Source organism: Pseudomonas sp. PGPR40 (assembly GCF_022014505.1).
Lineage (GTDB): Bacteria > Pseudomonadota > Gammaproteobacteria > Pseudomonadales > Pseudomonadaceae > Aquipseudomonas.
In genome coordinates this window covers 48,757-65,166 of record NZ_JAKLSP010000025.1, presented here as the reverse complement: position 1 = coordinate 65,166, position 16,410 = coordinate 48,757, and the positions used below count along the sequence as shown (strand labels likewise).

Here is a 16,410-nt window from a genome sequence, read left to right as displayed (position 1 = left end):
TCCGTATAGAGGTTCTTAGCATTTATTTCGTATTCAACCAGCGATTTGGCGATAAGGCGATCAAAGGTCAGAAAAAAGGAACGGCGCCAGCTCCTCATCAGTCACTCATTAAGCAACTCGAAAATGCCTGGATGCCGTGCCTGGACAATGGCTCATAAGTCCTGGCCACGACAGGAATCGCAACGAGGAGTTTACGTGTGATGAGTACAAAAAAGCCTGCCGCCCCTAAAAGCGCACTGGCCGGGACCGAAACCCTGGACCGCAACAACACCAATGCCAAGCTCGACAGCCTGGAAAAATTTCGCTCCGACGCCACCGAGCAGGCCCTGCGCACCAACCAGGGCGTGAAGGTCGCGGACAATCAGAACACGTTGAAGGGCGGTGCCCGCGGGCCGTCGTTGCTGGAAGACTTCATCATGCGTGAAAAGATCACGCACTTTGACCATGAACGCATTCCCGAGCGCATCGTTCATGCCCGTGGTACCGGTGCCCATGGTTACTTCCAGACATACGAAACCCATTCCGTGCTGACCAAGGCCAGGTTCCTACAAGACCCAAGCCAGAAAACACCGGTTTTTGTGCGCTTTTCCACAGTGCAAGGCCCACGCGGGTCAGGCGATACCGTGCGGGACGTACGAGGTTTCGCGGTGAAGTTTTTCACCGACGAAGGCAACTTCGATCTGGTGGGCAACAACATGCCGGTGTTCTTCATCCAGGATGCAATCAAGTTTCCTGACTTCGTCCATGCGGTAAAACCCGAGCCCCACAACGAGATTCCTACCGGTGGTTCGGCCCACGATACGTTCTGGGACTTTGTTTCCCTGGTGCCGGAATCCGCGCACATGGTGATGTGGACCATGTCCGACCGGGCGATTCCCAAAAGCCTGCGCACCATGCAGGGTTTCGGCGTGCACACGTTTCGCATGATCAATGCCGAAGGCAAGGCGCGCTTCGTAAAATTCCATTGGCACCCCACCGCCGGCACCTGCTCGCTGGTGTGGGATGAAGCGCAGAAGCTTGCCGGCAAAGACACCGACTTCCACCGTCGTGATCTCTGGGAGGCCATCGAGACGGGGGACTATCCGGAATGGGAATTAGGCGTGCAAATCATCGAGGAAGAAAACGAACATGCCTTCGATTTCGACCTTCTCGATCCAACCAAAATCATCCCCGAGGAAGTCGTCCCTATCACTCCGCTGGGCAAGATGGTGCTCAACCGCAACCCGGACAATTTCTTCGCCGAGACCGAACAGGTTGCCTTCTGTCCCGGGCATATCGTGCCGGGTATCGACTTCTCCAATGACCCGTTGCTGCAAGGTCGGTTGTTTTCCTACACCGATACGCAGCTCAGCCGACTGGGTGGGCCGAATTTTCATGAAATCCCGATCAACCGTCCGGTATCGCCATTCCACAACGGTCAACGGGATGCGCAGCACCGCACCACCATCGACAAGGGACGCGCCTCCTACGAGCCGAACTCTATCGACAGCGGCTGGCCCAAGGAAACCCCACCGGCAGCGCAGGACGGCGGCTTCGAGACTTATCCGGAGCGTATCGACGCTGCGAAAATCCGTCAGCGCAGCGAGTCGTTTGCCGACCACTTCTCCCAAGCGCGGTTGTTCTTTCACAGCATGAGCAAGCACGAACAGGAACACATCATCGCCGCTTACAGCTTTGAGCTGGGCAAGGTTGAACGCGAATTTATTCGTGCGCGGCAGGTGAATGAGATCCTGGCCAATATCGATCTGGAATTGGCCAGGCGCGTGGCGCAGAACCTGGGCTTGCAGGTGCCGACCGCCGGAACGGTCGAGGTGCGTCAAACCTCATTGGACCATTCCCCCGCCCTGAGCCAGGCCAATCTGTTGTCGGGGGACATCAAAACCCGAAAAGTGGCCATTCTGGCGGCCAACGGGGTGGATGGCGCGGCGATTGATGCGATGAAGAAGGCTCTGATGACCGAAGGCGCGCACGCCAAACTGCTCGGCCCGACCTCGGCCCCCGTGACAACCGCCGATGGCAAAGCGCTGCCGGTGGATGCGTCGATGGAAGGTTTACCGTCTGTGGCTTTCGACGCGGTGTTCGTGCCGGGTGGCGCGGCGTCGATCCAGGCGCTGAGCACCGATGGCGTGGCACTGCATTACCTGCTTGAGGCGTACAAACACTTGAAGGCAATCGCGTTGCATGGCGACGCAAAGCAGCTGTTGGATGTGTTGAAGCTGGAGGTTGATGCGGGGTTGATCGTGGGTACAGATACCACGCTGTTCAAGGCGTTTTTTGCCGCGATCGCTCAGCATCGGGTGTGGGAGAGGGAGCCTAAGGCGAAGGCGGTTCCGGCTTAGGATTTTTATCGTTAGGAAGGGCGCCTTCGCGGGCAAGCCTCGCTCCTACAGGTTTAGTGTCGTTCGTTGATTAAGGAAACGATACCAACCTGTAGGAGCGAGGCTTGCCCGCGAAGCTTTTAAGGCTTACGCGGACTCAGAACCATCTGCGCCGGGATATTGCGCAGAATCTGCTTCTCCAGCTTCAGATCAAACCCCGAATCCAGTTTTTTCACCCGCTTGGTCAGTAATGTAGCCAACCATGGGTAATCCTGAGTGCGCGGAGCCTGAATACTCACATCGCACTCATAATTCACAACATCAGCGGCGATAGCATCCAGTTGACGACGAAGTTTGCTCATATCGGCAAGATTCAACGCCACCGTCGTGCTTTCAGCCGTGGGGTCGATGACTTTGGCCTGCGGTTTGGCTTCGGCAGCCTTGAGCGCCGCTTCGGCTTTATCCAGTTCAGCCTTGCGCGCATGAACGATGGCGCTGTTGACGCCACCGGTCAGCGCCGGAGCCTTGGGCATCAATACCCGGGCACGGCTCAATGCCGTGGCCGCGGCATTCACATCGCCTTTTTGCAAGACGATCTGGCTGCGCAGCAAATAAGCCTCGGCCAATTGCCGCTGGTATTGCTCAAGGGATTGATCGTTGGGCGACTCGGCCTGCAAGGCTGCCAATTGTCCTTCGGCCGTGGCCAGCTCGCTGCTGGCCAGGCTTTGTTCCAGCTGTGCAATGGCCGTGGCCCGCGCATCGGGGACTTCGGTGGCCGCCGGTGGCGTGCTTTGGCAAGCGCCCAGCAGCAACGAAAATGCGACAAGGAGCAGATAACGGGAGGCGAACGGCTTCATTCCTGCGACTCTCTATTTGCGCAAAAAACGAGCAAGTCTACACCCCTCGACGGGGCAGGACAAAACTCAGCAGAAACAGCGCGGCGGCCGTCACCACAATCGACGGGCCGGCCGGGGTGTCCTTGAACCAGGACAATGCCAGCCCGCCACACACTGCGAGCATGCCCAGCAGACTCGCGCCCAGTGCCATCTGCTCCGGCGAGCGGGCGTGACGCTGTGCCGCAGCCGCCGGAATAATCAGTAACGAAGTAATCAGCAACACCCCGACGATTTTCATCGCCACCGCGATCACCACAGCGATCAGCAACATCAGGGCCAGGCGCAACGCCGCCACGGGCAAACCTTCCACTTTGGCCAGTTCTTCGTGCACCGTGATCGCGAGCAAGGGCCGCCACAGCGTGACCAGCAATGCCAGCACCGCCGCGCTACCGCCGAGGATCCAGGCCAGATCGGTCGGGCTGATCGCCAGCAAGTCGCCGAACAGATAGGCCATCAGGTCGATCCGCACTTCATGCATGAAGCTTAGTACCACCAAGCCAAGCGAGAGCGTACTCGGTGCGAGAATTCCCAAAAGCGTGTCGGACGCCAGTGGCTGCCGTTGTTGCAACGTCACCAGCAATACCGCCAGCAACAAGCAACCTACCGTGACGGCAACGGTCGGGCTGACATCCAGCAGAAAACCCAATGCCACACCGAGTAGCGCCGCGTGGGACAGGGTGTCGCCGAAATAGGCCATGCGCCGCCAGACCACGAACGAACCCAACGGGCCCGCGACCAGCGCCAGGGCCAGACCTGCAAGCAGGGCGAAGAGCAGAAAATCAGCCATGCTTGCAGCTATCTCCATGAACGTGGGTAGAGGCCGACGGAGCCGCGCTGACCACTGAGCCATGCAGATCGTGGGCATGGTCGTGATGGTGGTGATAAATCGCCAGGCTTTGTGCGTTTTTTCCGAACAGCTCGACGAATGCCGGATCGCCGCTGACTTGCTCGGGATGTCCGGAACAGCAGACGTGGCGATTCAGACACACCACTTGGTCGGTGGTGCTCATCACCAGATGCAAATCGTGGGAGACCATCAAAACGCCGCAACCATGACGGTCGCGCAGTCGCGTGATCAAGCTGTAGAGCTCGGCTTGACCGGCGACATCGACGCCTTGCACCGGCTCATCAAGCACCAGCAGTTCCGGCTCGCGCAGTAATGCCCGCGCCAGCAGCACTCGCTGCATTTCGCCACCGGAAACACTTTGCACCGGGCTGTCGATGACTTGTTCGGCGCCGACTTCCTTGAGGGCCGCCAAGGCCCGAACGCGATCTACGCCTGGCACTAGACGCAAGAAGCGCAGCACCGACAGCGGCAGGGTCGGATCGACGTGAAGTTTTTGCGGCATGTAACCGACCCGCAGTTTCGGCTTACGCCACACACTGCCGCTGTCCGGCTTCAACAGGCCAAGCACCGCGCGTACCAGCGTGGTTTTGCCGGCACCGTTGGGGCCGATCAAGGTGACGATCTGCCCTGGCTCGACACTTAGCTCGATGTTGTCCAGCACGTTTTGCCCGGCAAAGGTGACGGCCACCTGTTCGAGGCGAATCAGCACGTTGCTCATCAAGCCCCCTGGCAACCCGAGCAGAGACCGATGACTTCAACGGTCTGGGCCTCGACGATAAATCCGACATCCTTGGCGCTGCCGATGATCGCGTCGCTGATGGATTTCTGTTCGAGTTCAATGGCGGCGTGGCATTCACGGCAAATCAGGAACTGTCCTTGATGGGCATGTTCCGGGTGATTGCAGCCAACGAAGGCGTTGAGTGAGGAGATGCGGTGCACCAGGCCGTTTTCCAGCAGGAAATCCAGCGCGCGGTACACGGTCGGCGGCGCGGCGCGGCGGCCGTCCTGCTCGCTGAGCACCGCCAGAATGTCGTAGGCACCCAGCGGTTTGTGGCTTTGCCATACCAATTCCAGCACCCGCCGGCGCAAGGCAGTCAGCCGCAGCCCCTGACGAGCGCACAAGGCATCGGCCTCAGACAGTGCGCTATGGACGCAATGAGAGTGGTCGTGGGGACGGCTGGCAATCGGTGTTTTAGGCATGAGCGGCGACGAGTTTTGTGAGAGACGTTATTATGTTACCCGTTCTCGCCTCTTCGAGTGGTCATCGTGTCCCGACTTTTTTCTATCTTTGTCGCATTTGTCGCCAGTTTCTTGCTGATCGGATCAGCTCAAGCCGAAGTCAAAGTGCTCACCAGCATCAAGCCCCTGCAGCTGATCGCCGCTGCGGTACAGGACGGTATAGTGGTTCCGGAAGTTTTGCTGCCGCCCGGCGCTTCGCCCCATCACTATGCCTTGCGCCCTTCCGACGTACGGAAAGTGCAATCGGTGGAACTGGTGTACTGGATCGGCCCGGACATGGAAGGTTTTCTGCCTCGCGTGCTGAAAGGTCGTACGCTGCCCAACATCGCGGTGCAGGATTTGCCTGGCCTGAAACTGCGACATTTCACCGAAAATAACCACTCCGAAGCCGAAGAAGCGGACGAGCATGATCACGATCACCGCCCCGGCAATCTGGATGCGCATTTGTGGTTGTCACCGATCAATGCCCGCGTGATCGCCACCAAAATGGCCACTGATCTGAGTGCTGTAGATCCAGCCAATGCGGCGCGCTACCAGAGCAATCTCAAGGCGTTCGATCAGCGTCTGGATGCTTTGGACCTGCGCCTGAAGGCCCGTTTGGCGAGCATCGCGGGCAAACCTTACTTCGTGTTCCACGAAGCCTTCGACTACTTCGAAGACGCTTACGGCCTCAAGCACACCGGCGTGTTCAGTGTCGCAGCCGAAGTCCAGCCCGGTGCCCAGCACGTGGCAGCGATGCGCACGCGGTTGCAGGAAGTCGGCAAGACCTGCGTGTTCAGCGAACCACCGCTGCGCCCGCGCCTGGCAGAAACCCTGGTGGCCGGGTTGCCGGTGAAACTGGCGGAACTGGATGCATTGGGCGGGTACACGCCAGCGACCGCTCAGGGGTATGAGCAGTTGCTGGAAAAGCTGGGGAATGATTTAGCGGGGTGTCTAGAGTCGTTGTAACCGCTGAATTTGCGGCGTCCCCTTCGCGAGCAAGCCCGCTCCCACATTTAACCTCAGTCGGTCACAGAGTTTGTGTACACAGGCGATCCAATGTGGGAGCGGGCTTGCTCGCGAAGCTTTTAAAGGGCGAACGGCAACGGCGTGCCGACCTTCTGCCGCTGCGCCAACCGCAGCTGAAATTCCATCGGATCGTGAATCAACACGTCCTGCCCGGCGAAAGACTCCGCGGCGATCAACCGCGACAACCAGAACCGTACGCACGCCACGCGCAGCATGGTCGGCCATAGCTCGGCTTCGGCAGCGGTAAACGGTCGCAGCGCGGCATAAGCGCCCAACAATGCCCGCGCCCGAGCGCCATCAATCTGCCCTTGCTCATCCGAACACCAATCGTTCAAGGCAATTGCCACGTCATAGAGCATCGGCCCCGAACAGGCGTTGTAGAAGTCAATCAACCCGGTCAGGTGCGTGCCTTCGAACATCGCGTTGTCGCGGAACAAGTCCGCGTGGATGTTGGCCCGCGGCAGTGCCAGAATTTTCGTCTTCTGCTGCGTGATTTCATCCAGAGCCCGTTGCAGCAGATCGCTTTGCTCGGCATTCAGGTGTGAGAGCAACTGCGTGCCCTCCTCCAGCATCCAGTCCAGGCCACGATCGGTTTTACGTTTGATCATGTTGGCCTGGGTCGCGAGGTGCAGATGAGCCAGCAGCTCGCCGACCTGAGCGCAATGCTGCGCATTGGCGTCCTTGATGTGCTTGCCCGCCAGACGTGGCTGCAACAGCGCAGGTTTACCGGCCAGTTCGCGCAAGGCGATGCCGTCGGTGGTGCGCAGTGCATAAGGCACCGGCAGATCAGCGTCGTGCAGTACATCGAGCAATTCGATGAAAAACGGCATCTCCTGCACCGGACCGCGCTCGACCAAGGTCAGGACAAACTCGCCCTGCTCCAGGCTGATAAAGAAATTGGTGTTTTCGCTACCAGCGGCGATCCCCTGGAAATCAAGCAGGCGGCCGAGCCCGTAAGGGGCGAGAAAGGTTTCCAGCTCGGGCCGAGCCAGGGGGGTGAACACAGACATGGTTAAAACTGCCAGTACGGGCGCTGCGACTGCCTGCGCCAATTTAAGTTAGGAGCGGTTTACCACTCGAATATTTTCCACGACGGAATCAGCATATCCGGCTGATCCGAGCGAATGAAGTTACCGTCCGAGCCATCAGCGCGCACCAGGAAATACGGTTTACCGACTTTCGGGGTCACCTTGATGGCATACAAAAAGCCATTTTGCCGATATTCCTGAATGGTTTTATCGCCTTCCGTGCGGATCGTTACATCCGGGTCCGCCGAGGGCGCGTCGTCCGCCGCCATGACAGCCAATGGAGTGATTGCAAACAAGCCAGCCAGCAACAAGCGATTTAGTGTGCGCATGATAACCTTGTCCCTTTGTCGTCAACGGTCCCGCTATTCTAGCGCCGGACCCGCCGAAAAGGTTGATCCTGCTCATGAGCCAAGCCCCCCTCGTCCTGGTGGACGGTTCTTCTTATCTGTACCGCGCCTTTCACGCGCTGCCACCGCTGACCACGTCCAAAGGCCTGCCGACCGGAGCGGTCAAAGGCGTATTGAACATGCTCAAGAGTCTGCGCAAACAGTACCCGGACAGCCCGTTCGCCGTGGTGTTCGACGCCAAGGGCGGGACGTTCCGAGACGCGATGTTCGCCGAATACAAGGCCAATCGCCCCAGCATGCCTGACGACATGCGGGTCCAGATCGAGCCGCTGCATGCCAGCGTCAAGGCCCTGGGCTTTCCATTGCTGTGCGTGGACAACGTTGAAGCGGACGACGTGATCGGCACCCTGGCCCGCAGCAGCGCGGCCGCCGACCGCCCGGTGGTGATCTCCACCGGCGACAAGGACATGGCGCAACTGGTCGACGGGCACATTACCTTGGTCAATACGATGACCGGTAGCGCGCTGGACGTGGAGGGCGTGAAGGAGAAATTCGGCGTCGCTCCCGAGCAGATCATCGATTATCTGGCACTGATGGGCGATTCGTCCGACAACATTCCGGGCGTTCCGGGTATCGGTCCCAAGACCGCTTCCGGCCTGCTGGTCGGCGTCAACGGTGGCCTGACCGAGCTCTATGCACAGCTCGACATCGTCCCGACCCTACCGATTCGCGGCGCCAAAACCCTGCCGGCCAAGCTCGAAGAGCACAAGGAGATGGCGTTCCTCTCCTATCAATTGGCAACCATCAAGATCGACGTACCGCTGGACATCGGTCTCGACGATCTGAAAATGGGTAAGCCGGATCACGACAAGCTCGCCGAGCTCTACACCCTGCTGGAATTCAAGAGTTGGTTCGAAGAGAACCAGCGCGATGCCAAGCGCTCGGGTCAGGACATTGTCGAGGTCGTTCAGGAACAGCCGGGCGCCGCCGAAGCGAAGTACGAAACTATCCTCGACCAGAAGCACTTCGAGACCTGGCTGGACAAGCTCGACAAAGCGCCGTTGATCGCCTTCGTCACCGAAACCAACGGCAACGATGCGCAACATGCACAACTGGTGGGTCTGTCCTTTTCCGTCGCGGCCAACGAAGCGGCCTACATTCCGCTGACCCATTCCTACATGGGCGTGCCGGAGCAACTGGATCGCGACACCGTGCTGCTGGCACTGAAGCCGCTGCTGGAAAACCCGAACAAACTGAAAGTCGGCCAACACGCCAAGTTCGAAACCAATATCCTCGCCAACTGCGCCATCGGTGGCGATCAGAGCAACGGAATTGTTGTTCGGGGTATTGCCTACGACACCATGCTCGAGTCTTACGTACTGGACTCGACGGCCACCCGCCACGACATGGACAGCCTGGCGCTCAAATACCTGGGCCAAAGCAAGACCGACATTCAAGAGATTGCGGGCAAAGGCGTCAAACAGCTGAGCTTCGACCAGATATCTCTTGAGCTCGCTGGCCCCTATGCCGCCGAAGACGCCGACGTCACCTTCCGCCTGCATCTGGCATTGCAGGAAAAACTGGCAGCGACGCCAAGCCTGGGCAAAGTGCTCAACGACATTGAAATGCCGCTGATGCCGGTTCTGGCCCGAATCGAGCGCCAGGGCGCGCTCGTGGACGCCAACCTGTTGGGCATCCAGAGCGTCGAGTTGGGCGAGAAACTGGTCGCCCTTGAGCGTGAGGCTTTCGCCATTGCCGGTGAAGAGTTCAACCTGGGTTCGCCGAAGCAACTGGGCGTGATCCTCTACGAAAAGCTCGGCTTGCCCGTCCTCAGCAAGACAGCCAAGGGCCAGGCCTCGACGGCCGAGGCGGTATTGGCCGAGTTGGCGGAACAGGACTACCCGCTGCCCAAGGTACTGATGCAGTACCGCTCGCTGAGCAAGCTCAAAAGCACCTACACCGACCGTTTGCCAGAGCAGATCAATGCTCGCACCGGGCGCATTCATACGTCTTACCAGCAAGCGGTCGCGGCCACCGGACGTCTGTCGTCCATCGACCCCAACCTGCAGAATATTCCGATCCGTACCGCCGAAGGTCGTCGAATTCGTCAGGCGTTCGTCGCACCGAAAGGCTACAAGCTGCTGGCGGCGGACTACTCGCAAATCGAACTGCGGATCATGGCGCATCTGGCCAAGGACGAAGGTTTGCTGCACGCCTTCCGCAATAACCTTGATGTACACCGGGCAACGGCCGCAGAAGTGTTTGGCGTGGAGTTGGATGCGGTCACCAACGATCAGCGTCGTAGCGCGAAAGCCATCAACTTCGGTTTGATCTACGGCATGAGCGCGTTTGGCCTGGCCAAGCAGATCGGCGTTGACCGCAAACAGTCCCAAGCCTACATTGACCGCTACTTCGCCCGTTACCCCGGCGTGCTGGAGTACATGGAGCGCACGCGCGCCCAGGCCGCCGAGCAAGGTTTCGTCGAGACCATTTTCGGTCGTCGTCTCTACCTGCCGGAAATCAATGCGAAAAACCAGGCTCTGCGCAAAGCTGCCGAGCGCACGGCGATCAATGCCCCGATGCAAGGCACCGCGGCGGACATCATCAAGAAAGCCATGGTAGCGGTGGACAACTGGCTGACATCGTCAGGCCTGGACGCCAAAGTCATCCTGCAGGTGCACGATGAATTGGTGCTTGAGGTACGTGAGGACCTGATTGACCAGGTACGTGAGGAGATTCGTGTGCACATGAGCAACGCCGCCCAGCTGGATGTACCGCTCCTGGTCGAGGTGGGCGTAGGCAACAACTGGGATGAGGCGCACTGAACCGACTGAACGCTCGTGCTGCGGCCTTATGCCGCAACACAAAATAACGAAGGGCTATAGTGCGGAAAATGACGTCGATTATTTCCAAAGGTTTTTGAAAATAGTCTGAACTAAATCCGTGAACCGCCACTCAGAGATACTGAATGGCTGGTGAAGCCCTTCGATGCTCCTATGTTGTGTTAAGTGTTGGCAGATATCTGGACCCCGCCCTAGCGGTCCGGAAACTTGAACCCCGGAACTTCTCCCTCCCCATACGAAGTCCGGGGTTTTTTTTGCCTGCTGATTTGTCTGGAGAGTTTTACTCGGCCGCCTCAGCGCCTTTATCCGCCAGCTCCATCCAGCCCGCCAATACAGTGTAGGCGTCTTCCAGCCCCATGCGTTTAGGTGCCGAAAACAGCTGGATAGTGATCGTATCGCCCCAGCCCTTGCGGATTTCCGACTGAACCTTGAGCAGCGTGTTCTTCGCCGCGCCGTAGGTCAGCTTGTCTGCCTTGGTCAGCAAAATATGCATCGGCATGCCACTGGCGACGGCCCAATCGAGCATCAGCAGGTCGAAATCGGTCATTGGATGACGGATGTCCATCATCAAAATCAAACCTTTCAAACTCTCCCGACCGCCCAGATAGGCTTCCAGGTGACGCTGCCAGTGCATCTTCAACGGGATCGGCACTTTCGCGTAACCGTAGCCCGGCAGGTCGACCAGACGGCGTTCATCGTCTAGCTTGAAGAAGTTCAACAGCTGCGTGCGACCCGGAGTTTTCGAGGTGCGCGCCAGGCTGGCGTGTGTCAGGGTATTCAACGCGCTGGACTTGCCGGCGTTGGAACGCCCGGCGAAGGCCACTTCAAAGCCTTCGTCGTCGGGGCATTGGTCGACTTTGGCGGCGCTGAGCATGAAGGTGGACTGTTGGCACAGGCCGAGGATGGGATTCTTGAGTTGCATGGGATTTCCGATGTGGGCGGCGCCGGGAATGGACGCGGCAAGCAGTGTCGTTTCCGTTTCAGTGACGCCAGTATATAATGCCGCAGATTTTGTGTGCGCTTTGTCCCAGCGTAGGATGAAGTTCACGAGAGCGATTGACCTTGATTGCGCATTAGAACGCAGCACGCTCTCAACCCTGAAAAGGTCGTTTTATGACGAAATGGCTGCTAGCTGCCGGTGTCTTGATGCCGCTTTACAGCGCTCAGGCTACACAGGATCCGGAAGCTGTGTACAACCGTGTTTGTGGTGCCTGTCATTCCGGCCAACTACCCATGGCGCCCCGCAAGGGCGATCAGGAAGCCTGGACGCCGAGGTTGGCGAAAGGTATGGAGACGCTGGTGCAACACGTGACCCAGGGTTTCAAGGCGATGCCGCCGCGTGGTTTGTGCATGGACTGCAGTGCCGAGGATTACCGAGCCATCATCCAGTGGATGAGCGAGTAAACCCGGTCCATAACTCTTTAACCCTTAGCCGTAGTTGGATTAGCTGATGAACAAATTGATCGTGAGTCTGCTGTTGACCGTGGGGATCTCCGGCATTGCCCATGCTGCAGGTGATGCGACTGCTGGTCAGGCGAAAGCCGCAGTATGTGGCGCCTGTCATGGCCCGGATGGCAATAGCATGGCGCCTAACTTTCCGAAACTGGCAGGTCAGGGCGAGCGTTATCTGAACAAGCAGCTGCACGACATCAAGTCCGGCAAACGCACAGTACTGGAAATGACCGGCCTTTTGACCAACCTGAGTGATCAGGATCTGGCTGATATCTCTGCCTACTTCGCCAGCCAGAAAGGCAGCGTTGGCGCTGCCGACCCGAAAGTCGTGGCTCGCGGTGAAGCACTGTTCCGTGGAGGCGATCTGGCCAAGGGCCTGCCAGCCTGCACCGGCTGCCACTCTCCAGACGGCAAGGGCAACGCAGCTGCCGGCTTCCCGCATCTGGGCGGCCAGCATGCTCAGTACATCGGCAAGCAACTGACCGACTTCAGAAAAGAAGAAGGTGGCCGGACCAACGACGGCGATACCAAACCGATGCAGAGCATCGCGAAAAAGCTGAGCGACGAAGAGATAGCCGCAGTCTCCAGCTATATTCAAGGCTTGCACTAAGGCCTGCGATCGAGTGTTGCGAGGGGTGTAGATCTCTTGCAACGTTAACACTCGATTAATCCGTCGATGCAAACATAAAAAGGGTAGCTTTGGCTGCCCTTTTTTGTGGCCGCTGCCGTTACACTACAAACTCAAGCCCGCCAGGATCTGTCTGAAAACAGATCGCGCGAGGCGACCCAATTGTCCAGGAGTAAAGCATGCGTAATCTGATCATCAGCGCCGCGCTCGTCGCTGCCAGCCTGTTCGGCATGACTGCCCAAGCCGCCGAAAAACCTGAAGCGCCCTATGTCGAGCTGAGCAATCCGGTCCCGGTGGCCGTGCCTGGCAAGATCGAAGTCGTGGAGCTGTTCTGGTACGGCTGCCCGCATTGCTATGCCTTCGAACCCATTGTTAACCCATGGGCTGAAAAGCTGCCTTCGGACGTGAACTTCGTGCGCATTCCGGCCATGTTTGGCGGCCCTTGGGACGCACACGGCCAGATGTTCCTGACCCTTGAAGCCATGGGTGTCGAGAACAAGGTTCACGCAGCGGTGTTCAACGCGATTCAGAAAGAACACAAGAAACTGACCGACAAAGAAGACATGGCTGACTTCCTGGCAACCCAAGGTGTAGACAAGGACAAGTTCCTGGCCACCTTCGACTCCTTCGCCATCAAGGGCCAGATCAACAAAGCCAAAGAACTGGCCAAGAAATATGAAATCACCGGCGTGCCTACCATGGTCGTCAACGGCAAATATCGCTTTGACATCGGCTCTGCCGGCGGTGCCGAACAAGCGCTGAAACTGGCCGACCAACTGGTCGCCAAAGAGCGAGCGGCGACTAAGGCCGTCGCCAATTAAGCGCGGCACCTGCCATGCGCCGCTGGGGAACTGAACGCATCGTTGGCCTGCATCATCCGCAGGTCAACGAGCATCACCTGGAATCGACGGGGTTGCCCGTGGACAGCCGTCTGCGCTTGCTCAGTTTCAATATCCAGGTCGGCATCAGTACCGAGCGCTATCGGCACTATCTGACCCGTGGCTGGCAGCATCTGTTGCCGCACACCGGGCGTGCCGACAACCTGCAAAAAATCGGTAATCTGCTGGGCGACTTCGATCTGGTCGCCTTGCAGGAGGCCGATGGCGGCAGCCTGCGCTCGGGCTACGTCAATCAGGTCGAACACCTGGCACAGCTCGGCGCCTTCCCCTACTGGTATCAACAACTCAATCGCAATCTTGGTCATCTCGGCCAGCACAGCAATGGCGTGCTCAGCCGCCTGCGCCCGTGGGCGATTGAAGATCATCCCCTGCCAGGGCCCAAGGGTCGCGGGGCGATTCTGGTGCGCTTCGGCGAAGGTCCGGAGGCGCTCGTGGTGGTGATGATGCATCTGGCGCTGGGCGCTCGCACCCGTAGCCTGCAACTGGCCTACATCCGCGAATTGATCGGCGGTTATAAACACCAGGTGCTGATGGGCGACATGAATACCCATGCCAGTGACTTGCTGCAAAACTCCCCGTTGCGTGATTTGGGCCTGCTCGCGCCGCAACTGGAAGCGACCTTCCCCAGCTGGCGCCCACAGCGTTGCCTGGACCATATTCTGCTCAGCCCCACCCTGACCCTTGAAAAGGTCGAAGTGCTGGCACAACCCATTTCCGATCACCTGCCGGTCGCGGTAGAGATTCGTCTGCCGGGTTCGCTCACGGCCGATGCATTACCCGCGTTGAGTCCTGCCTGAATGAGCGACGAAACACAGCGCTGGAAAGAGAAATACCTCAAAAGCATCGAACAACAGGAAAAGCTGGAGCGTCGATGGGACGCCCGGCTCGACCTGCTGCGCCGTGGGCTGGTGCGCAGTACCCTGGCCGCAGAAGGTACCGATCGCGCCGTTGACCAATGCATGAAGGAAATGCGCGAAGTCGTACGCACCGATGACATGGACGCCGGCCTGGCTGCCTTGCTGCCGCGCCTGGAAAAAGCCGTGCTCGACTCCGAGCAACGCCGGGAAACCCGGGTCGATCAAGTCAGTGCCGCCCTGACGGCGCTGGTCTCTCAGCTGCAAGCGTTGCCTCTGCCCCGTGAAGTGAGCCGGCCGCTGAAAAATTTCGCCAAGCAGCTGGACAGACGCGTAGGCCAGGCCCGCGAAATCCCGTTGCTGCTCAGCGAGCTGAGCGGCTTGCAAGGCAAAGCCTTGAACCTGCTGGAGACTCCTGCCGAACCTGATCGTCCAGGTTTTCTGCAGCGCCTGTTCAGCAGGGAAACGGAGGAGACCGCGCCACAGATCATCGCCGCCGTATCGCAAATGCTTGCCCCGCAACCTGTCGAATCGGTTGCAGCATCGGCCGAGCCCCCACAAGCAATGGCCAATCTCACGCCAGCCGCCGTTAAACCGCTAGTGGCGTTGCCAACCGTAGCAGTCGCCCTGCCTACCGCTTCGCGCACTGAGCCACCGCAGACTCAGACGCCAACAATAATGGCACCTGCAACTGAAGTCGTGGCGTTTGACCCGCCCGTCCTTGAGCCCGAAGCTACGAGCAGCCAAGTCCAGGAGTTACAAACCCGTCCGAATATCGAGCCGGTTCCATCGATCGCCACACAGGCTCCGTCGGCAATCAATCCCGATGAATTGACACCGGAGGCCATCGATTCAGAGCCTTCCGAGCACGATATTCTGTATGCCCTGCCGGATTCACCGGAGCCGTCCTACAGCTCTGTCGCCAAGCACATCGAAGATACGCTACTGGGCCTTCTCGATGACCTGGCGTTGCCCGAACGCTATCGTCCACAAGCCGAGGCGATGCGCGATCGTCTTCAAAACGGCTTGAACTGGTACGAATTGCTACCCATCCTCGATGATCTGGCAACGTTGATGCTGGCAATTACCGACAGCGGCCAGCACGAATTCGAGGCGTACCTGCAGCAACTCAACGAACGCCTCGAGTCCTTTCAGAGCAACCTGCAAGCGGCGAGCGACGGCCACGCCGACAACCGCTCGGCCGCGCGGGAAATGGATACGCAAATTCGCGAGCAAGTCGATGGCTTGCAAAGCAGCATGCAAGAAGCGGCGGACCTTGATGATCTCAAGCATGTGCTGGAAAACCACCTCGAAGGCTTGCTCGGCACCATGGACCAGCACCAGAAACAGCGCGACGAGCGTGAGCAGGAAGTAGCCGCCCGCTTGCAAAGTCTGGCCGAAAGGGTTGCCCATATGGAGGAGGAAGCCCTGGGTTACCGCGAGCATCTCGAAGAGCAGCGTCAGAAGGCGCTGATCGATCCATTGACCGGCCTGCCGAATCGAGCTGCCTGGGGCGAACGCCTGGAGCATGAAATCGGCCAATGGCAACAACAGGGCAATACCTTGTTGCTGGCAATGCTCGACCTCGACCATTTCAAACGTATCAATGACAACTATGGCCACCTGGCAGGCGACAAGGTGTTGAAAATCATCGCCAACGTGCTTCGCAAGCGTCTGCGCGGGACTGATTTCATTGCCCGGTTCGGCGGTGAGGAGTTTGTACTGTTGATGCCTGCCACACTACCTATGGTCGGCGCGAAACTGCTGGAAACCTTGCGCGCATCGATCGAAGCCTGCCCGTTTCACTTCAAGGGCAAGCGAGTCACCATTACCATTTCCATGGGACTAAGCGCCTTCAGACCAGGCGAACATAGCGATCTTGTGCTTAAAAGAGCTGATCAGGCGTTATACCGGGCGAAAAATACCGGACGAAATCGAGTTGAACTGGGCTAACGGGCCAATTGTTCCATTTTGTTTAAAGGAGCGTTTTTTGCCGTTAGCGCCGCAAGGCAACACGTTACACTGTTGCATTATTGTCTTTGCGTGTACTG

15 protein-coding genes are annotated in these 16,410 nt (G+C 58.6%); 8 read left to right on the top strand and 7 right to left on the bottom strand.

Features of this window, described 5'->3' with window-relative positions:
• Positions 1 to 200 precede the first annotated feature (200 nt).
• Positions 201 to 2,339: a catalase HPII gene (katE, locus tag MEB48_RS20935; RefSeq protein WP_237885825.1), complete on the top strand. Its 2,139-nt coding sequence runs from the start codon at positions 201 to 203 to the stop codon at positions 2,337 to 2,339.
• A gap of 119 nt (positions 2,340 to 2,458) precedes the next feature.
• Here the strand turns inward: katE and MEB48_RS20930 are convergent, their stop codons facing one another.
• The 4 genes from MEB48_RS20930 to zur are packed head-to-tail and all read right to left on the bottom strand — an operon-like array spanning position 2,459 to position 5,261.
• Complete coding sequence (locus MEB48_RS20930) at positions 2,459 to 3,175, bottom strand: PA5502 family lipoprotein (protein ID WP_237885824.1); 717 nt, start codon at positions 3,173 to 3,175, stop codon at positions 2,459 to 2,461.
• Positions 3,176 to 3,212: 37 nt separating this feature from the next.
• Complete coding sequence (znuB, locus tag MEB48_RS20925) at positions 3,213 to 4,001, bottom strand: zinc ABC transporter permease subunit ZnuB (protein WP_123500522.1); 789 nt, start codon at positions 3,999 to 4,001, stop codon at positions 3,213 to 3,215.
• Positions 3,994 to 4,779: a zinc ABC transporter ATP-binding protein ZnuC gene (gene znuC, locus MEB48_RS20920; RefSeq protein WP_237885823.1), complete on the bottom strand. Its 786-nt coding sequence runs from the start codon at positions 4,777 to 4,779 to the stop codon at positions 3,994 to 3,996. Before znuC ends, znuB begins: the two co-directional genes overlap by 8 nt.
• A complete protein-coding gene (gene zur / locus MEB48_RS20915) occupies positions 4,779 to 5,261 on the bottom strand; it encodes a zinc uptake transcriptional repressor Zur (protein WP_237885822.1) in 483 nt (160 codons plus the stop codon). Before zur ends, znuC begins: the two co-directional genes overlap by 1 nt.
• A gap of 66 nt (positions 5,262 to 5,327) precedes the next feature.
• On the opposite strand from zur, the gene MEB48_RS20910 reads away from it, so the two are divergent.
• On the top strand, positions 5,328 to 6,248 hold the full coding sequence (locus tag MEB48_RS20910; RefSeq protein ID WP_237885821.1) for a zinc ABC transporter substrate-binding protein: 921 nt from the start codon (positions 5,328 to 5,330) through the stop codon (positions 6,246 to 6,248).
• Between the two features lie 119 nt (positions 6,249 to 6,367).
• Here the strand turns inward: MEB48_RS20910 and MEB48_RS20905 are convergent, their stop codons facing one another.
• Together MEB48_RS20905 and MEB48_RS20900 are read right to left on the bottom strand one after the other, a co-directional pair.
• A complete protein-coding gene (locus MEB48_RS20905; protein ID WP_237885820.1) occupies positions 6,368 to 7,318 on the bottom strand; it encodes a homoserine kinase in 951 nt (316 codons plus the stop codon).
• A 59-nt stretch (positions 7,319 to 7,377) separates the two neighbouring features.
• Positions 7,378 to 7,665, bottom strand: a complete 288-nt coding sequence (locus MEB48_RS20900) for a DUF2782 domain-containing protein (protein WP_008076254.1) — start codon at positions 7,663 to 7,665, stop codon at positions 7,378 to 7,380.
• 74 nt (positions 7,666 to 7,739) lie between these two features.
• Between MEB48_RS20900 and polA the strand changes: the two genes are divergently transcribed.
• Positions 7,740 to 10,508: a DNA polymerase I gene (gene polA / locus MEB48_RS20895; protein WP_237885819.1), complete on the top strand. Its 2,769-nt coding sequence runs from the start codon at positions 7,740 to 7,742 to the stop codon at positions 10,506 to 10,508.
• Between the two features lie 298 nt (positions 10,509 to 10,806).
• On the opposite strand, the gene yihA is transcribed toward polA, so the two are convergent.
• Complete coding sequence (gene yihA, locus MEB48_RS20890) at positions 10,807 to 11,448, bottom strand: ribosome biogenesis GTP-binding protein YihA/YsxC (protein ID WP_030127882.1); 642 nt, start codon at positions 11,446 to 11,448, stop codon at positions 10,807 to 10,809.
• 191 nt (positions 11,449 to 11,639) lie between these two features.
• On the opposite strand from yihA, the gene MEB48_RS20885 reads away from it, so the two are divergent.
• The 5 genes from MEB48_RS20885 to MEB48_RS20865 all read left to right on the top strand — a co-directional run bounded on the left by MEB48_RS20885 (position 11,640) and on the right by MEB48_RS20865 (position 16,312).
• A complete protein-coding gene (locus tag MEB48_RS20885; protein WP_003196231.1) occupies positions 11,640 to 11,930 on the top strand; it encodes a c-type cytochrome in 291 nt (96 codons plus the stop codon).
• A 46-nt stretch (positions 11,931 to 11,976) separates the two neighbouring features.
• Complete coding sequence (locus MEB48_RS20880; RefSeq protein ID WP_237885818.1) at positions 11,977 to 12,588, top strand: c-type cytochrome; 612 nt, start codon at positions 11,977 to 11,979, stop codon at positions 12,586 to 12,588.
• A 197-nt stretch (positions 12,589 to 12,785) separates the two neighbouring features.
• Positions 12,786 to 13,427, top strand: coding sequence for a thiol:disulfide interchange protein DsbA (gene dsbA, locus MEB48_RS20875; protein ID WP_237885817.1), 642 nt, complete (start codon positions 12,786 to 12,788; stop codon positions 13,425 to 13,427).
• A gap of 14 nt (positions 13,428 to 13,441) precedes the next feature.
• A complete protein-coding gene (locus MEB48_RS20870; RefSeq protein WP_237885816.1) occupies positions 13,442 to 14,302 on the top strand; it encodes an endonuclease/exonuclease/phosphatase family protein in 861 nt (286 codons plus the stop codon).
• Positions 14,303 to 16,312, top strand: coding sequence for a GGDEF domain-containing protein (locus tag MEB48_RS20865; RefSeq protein ID WP_237885815.1), 2,010 nt, complete (start codon positions 14,303 to 14,305; stop codon positions 16,310 to 16,312).
• The last annotated feature ends 98 nt before the right edge of the window (positions 16,313 to 16,410 follow it).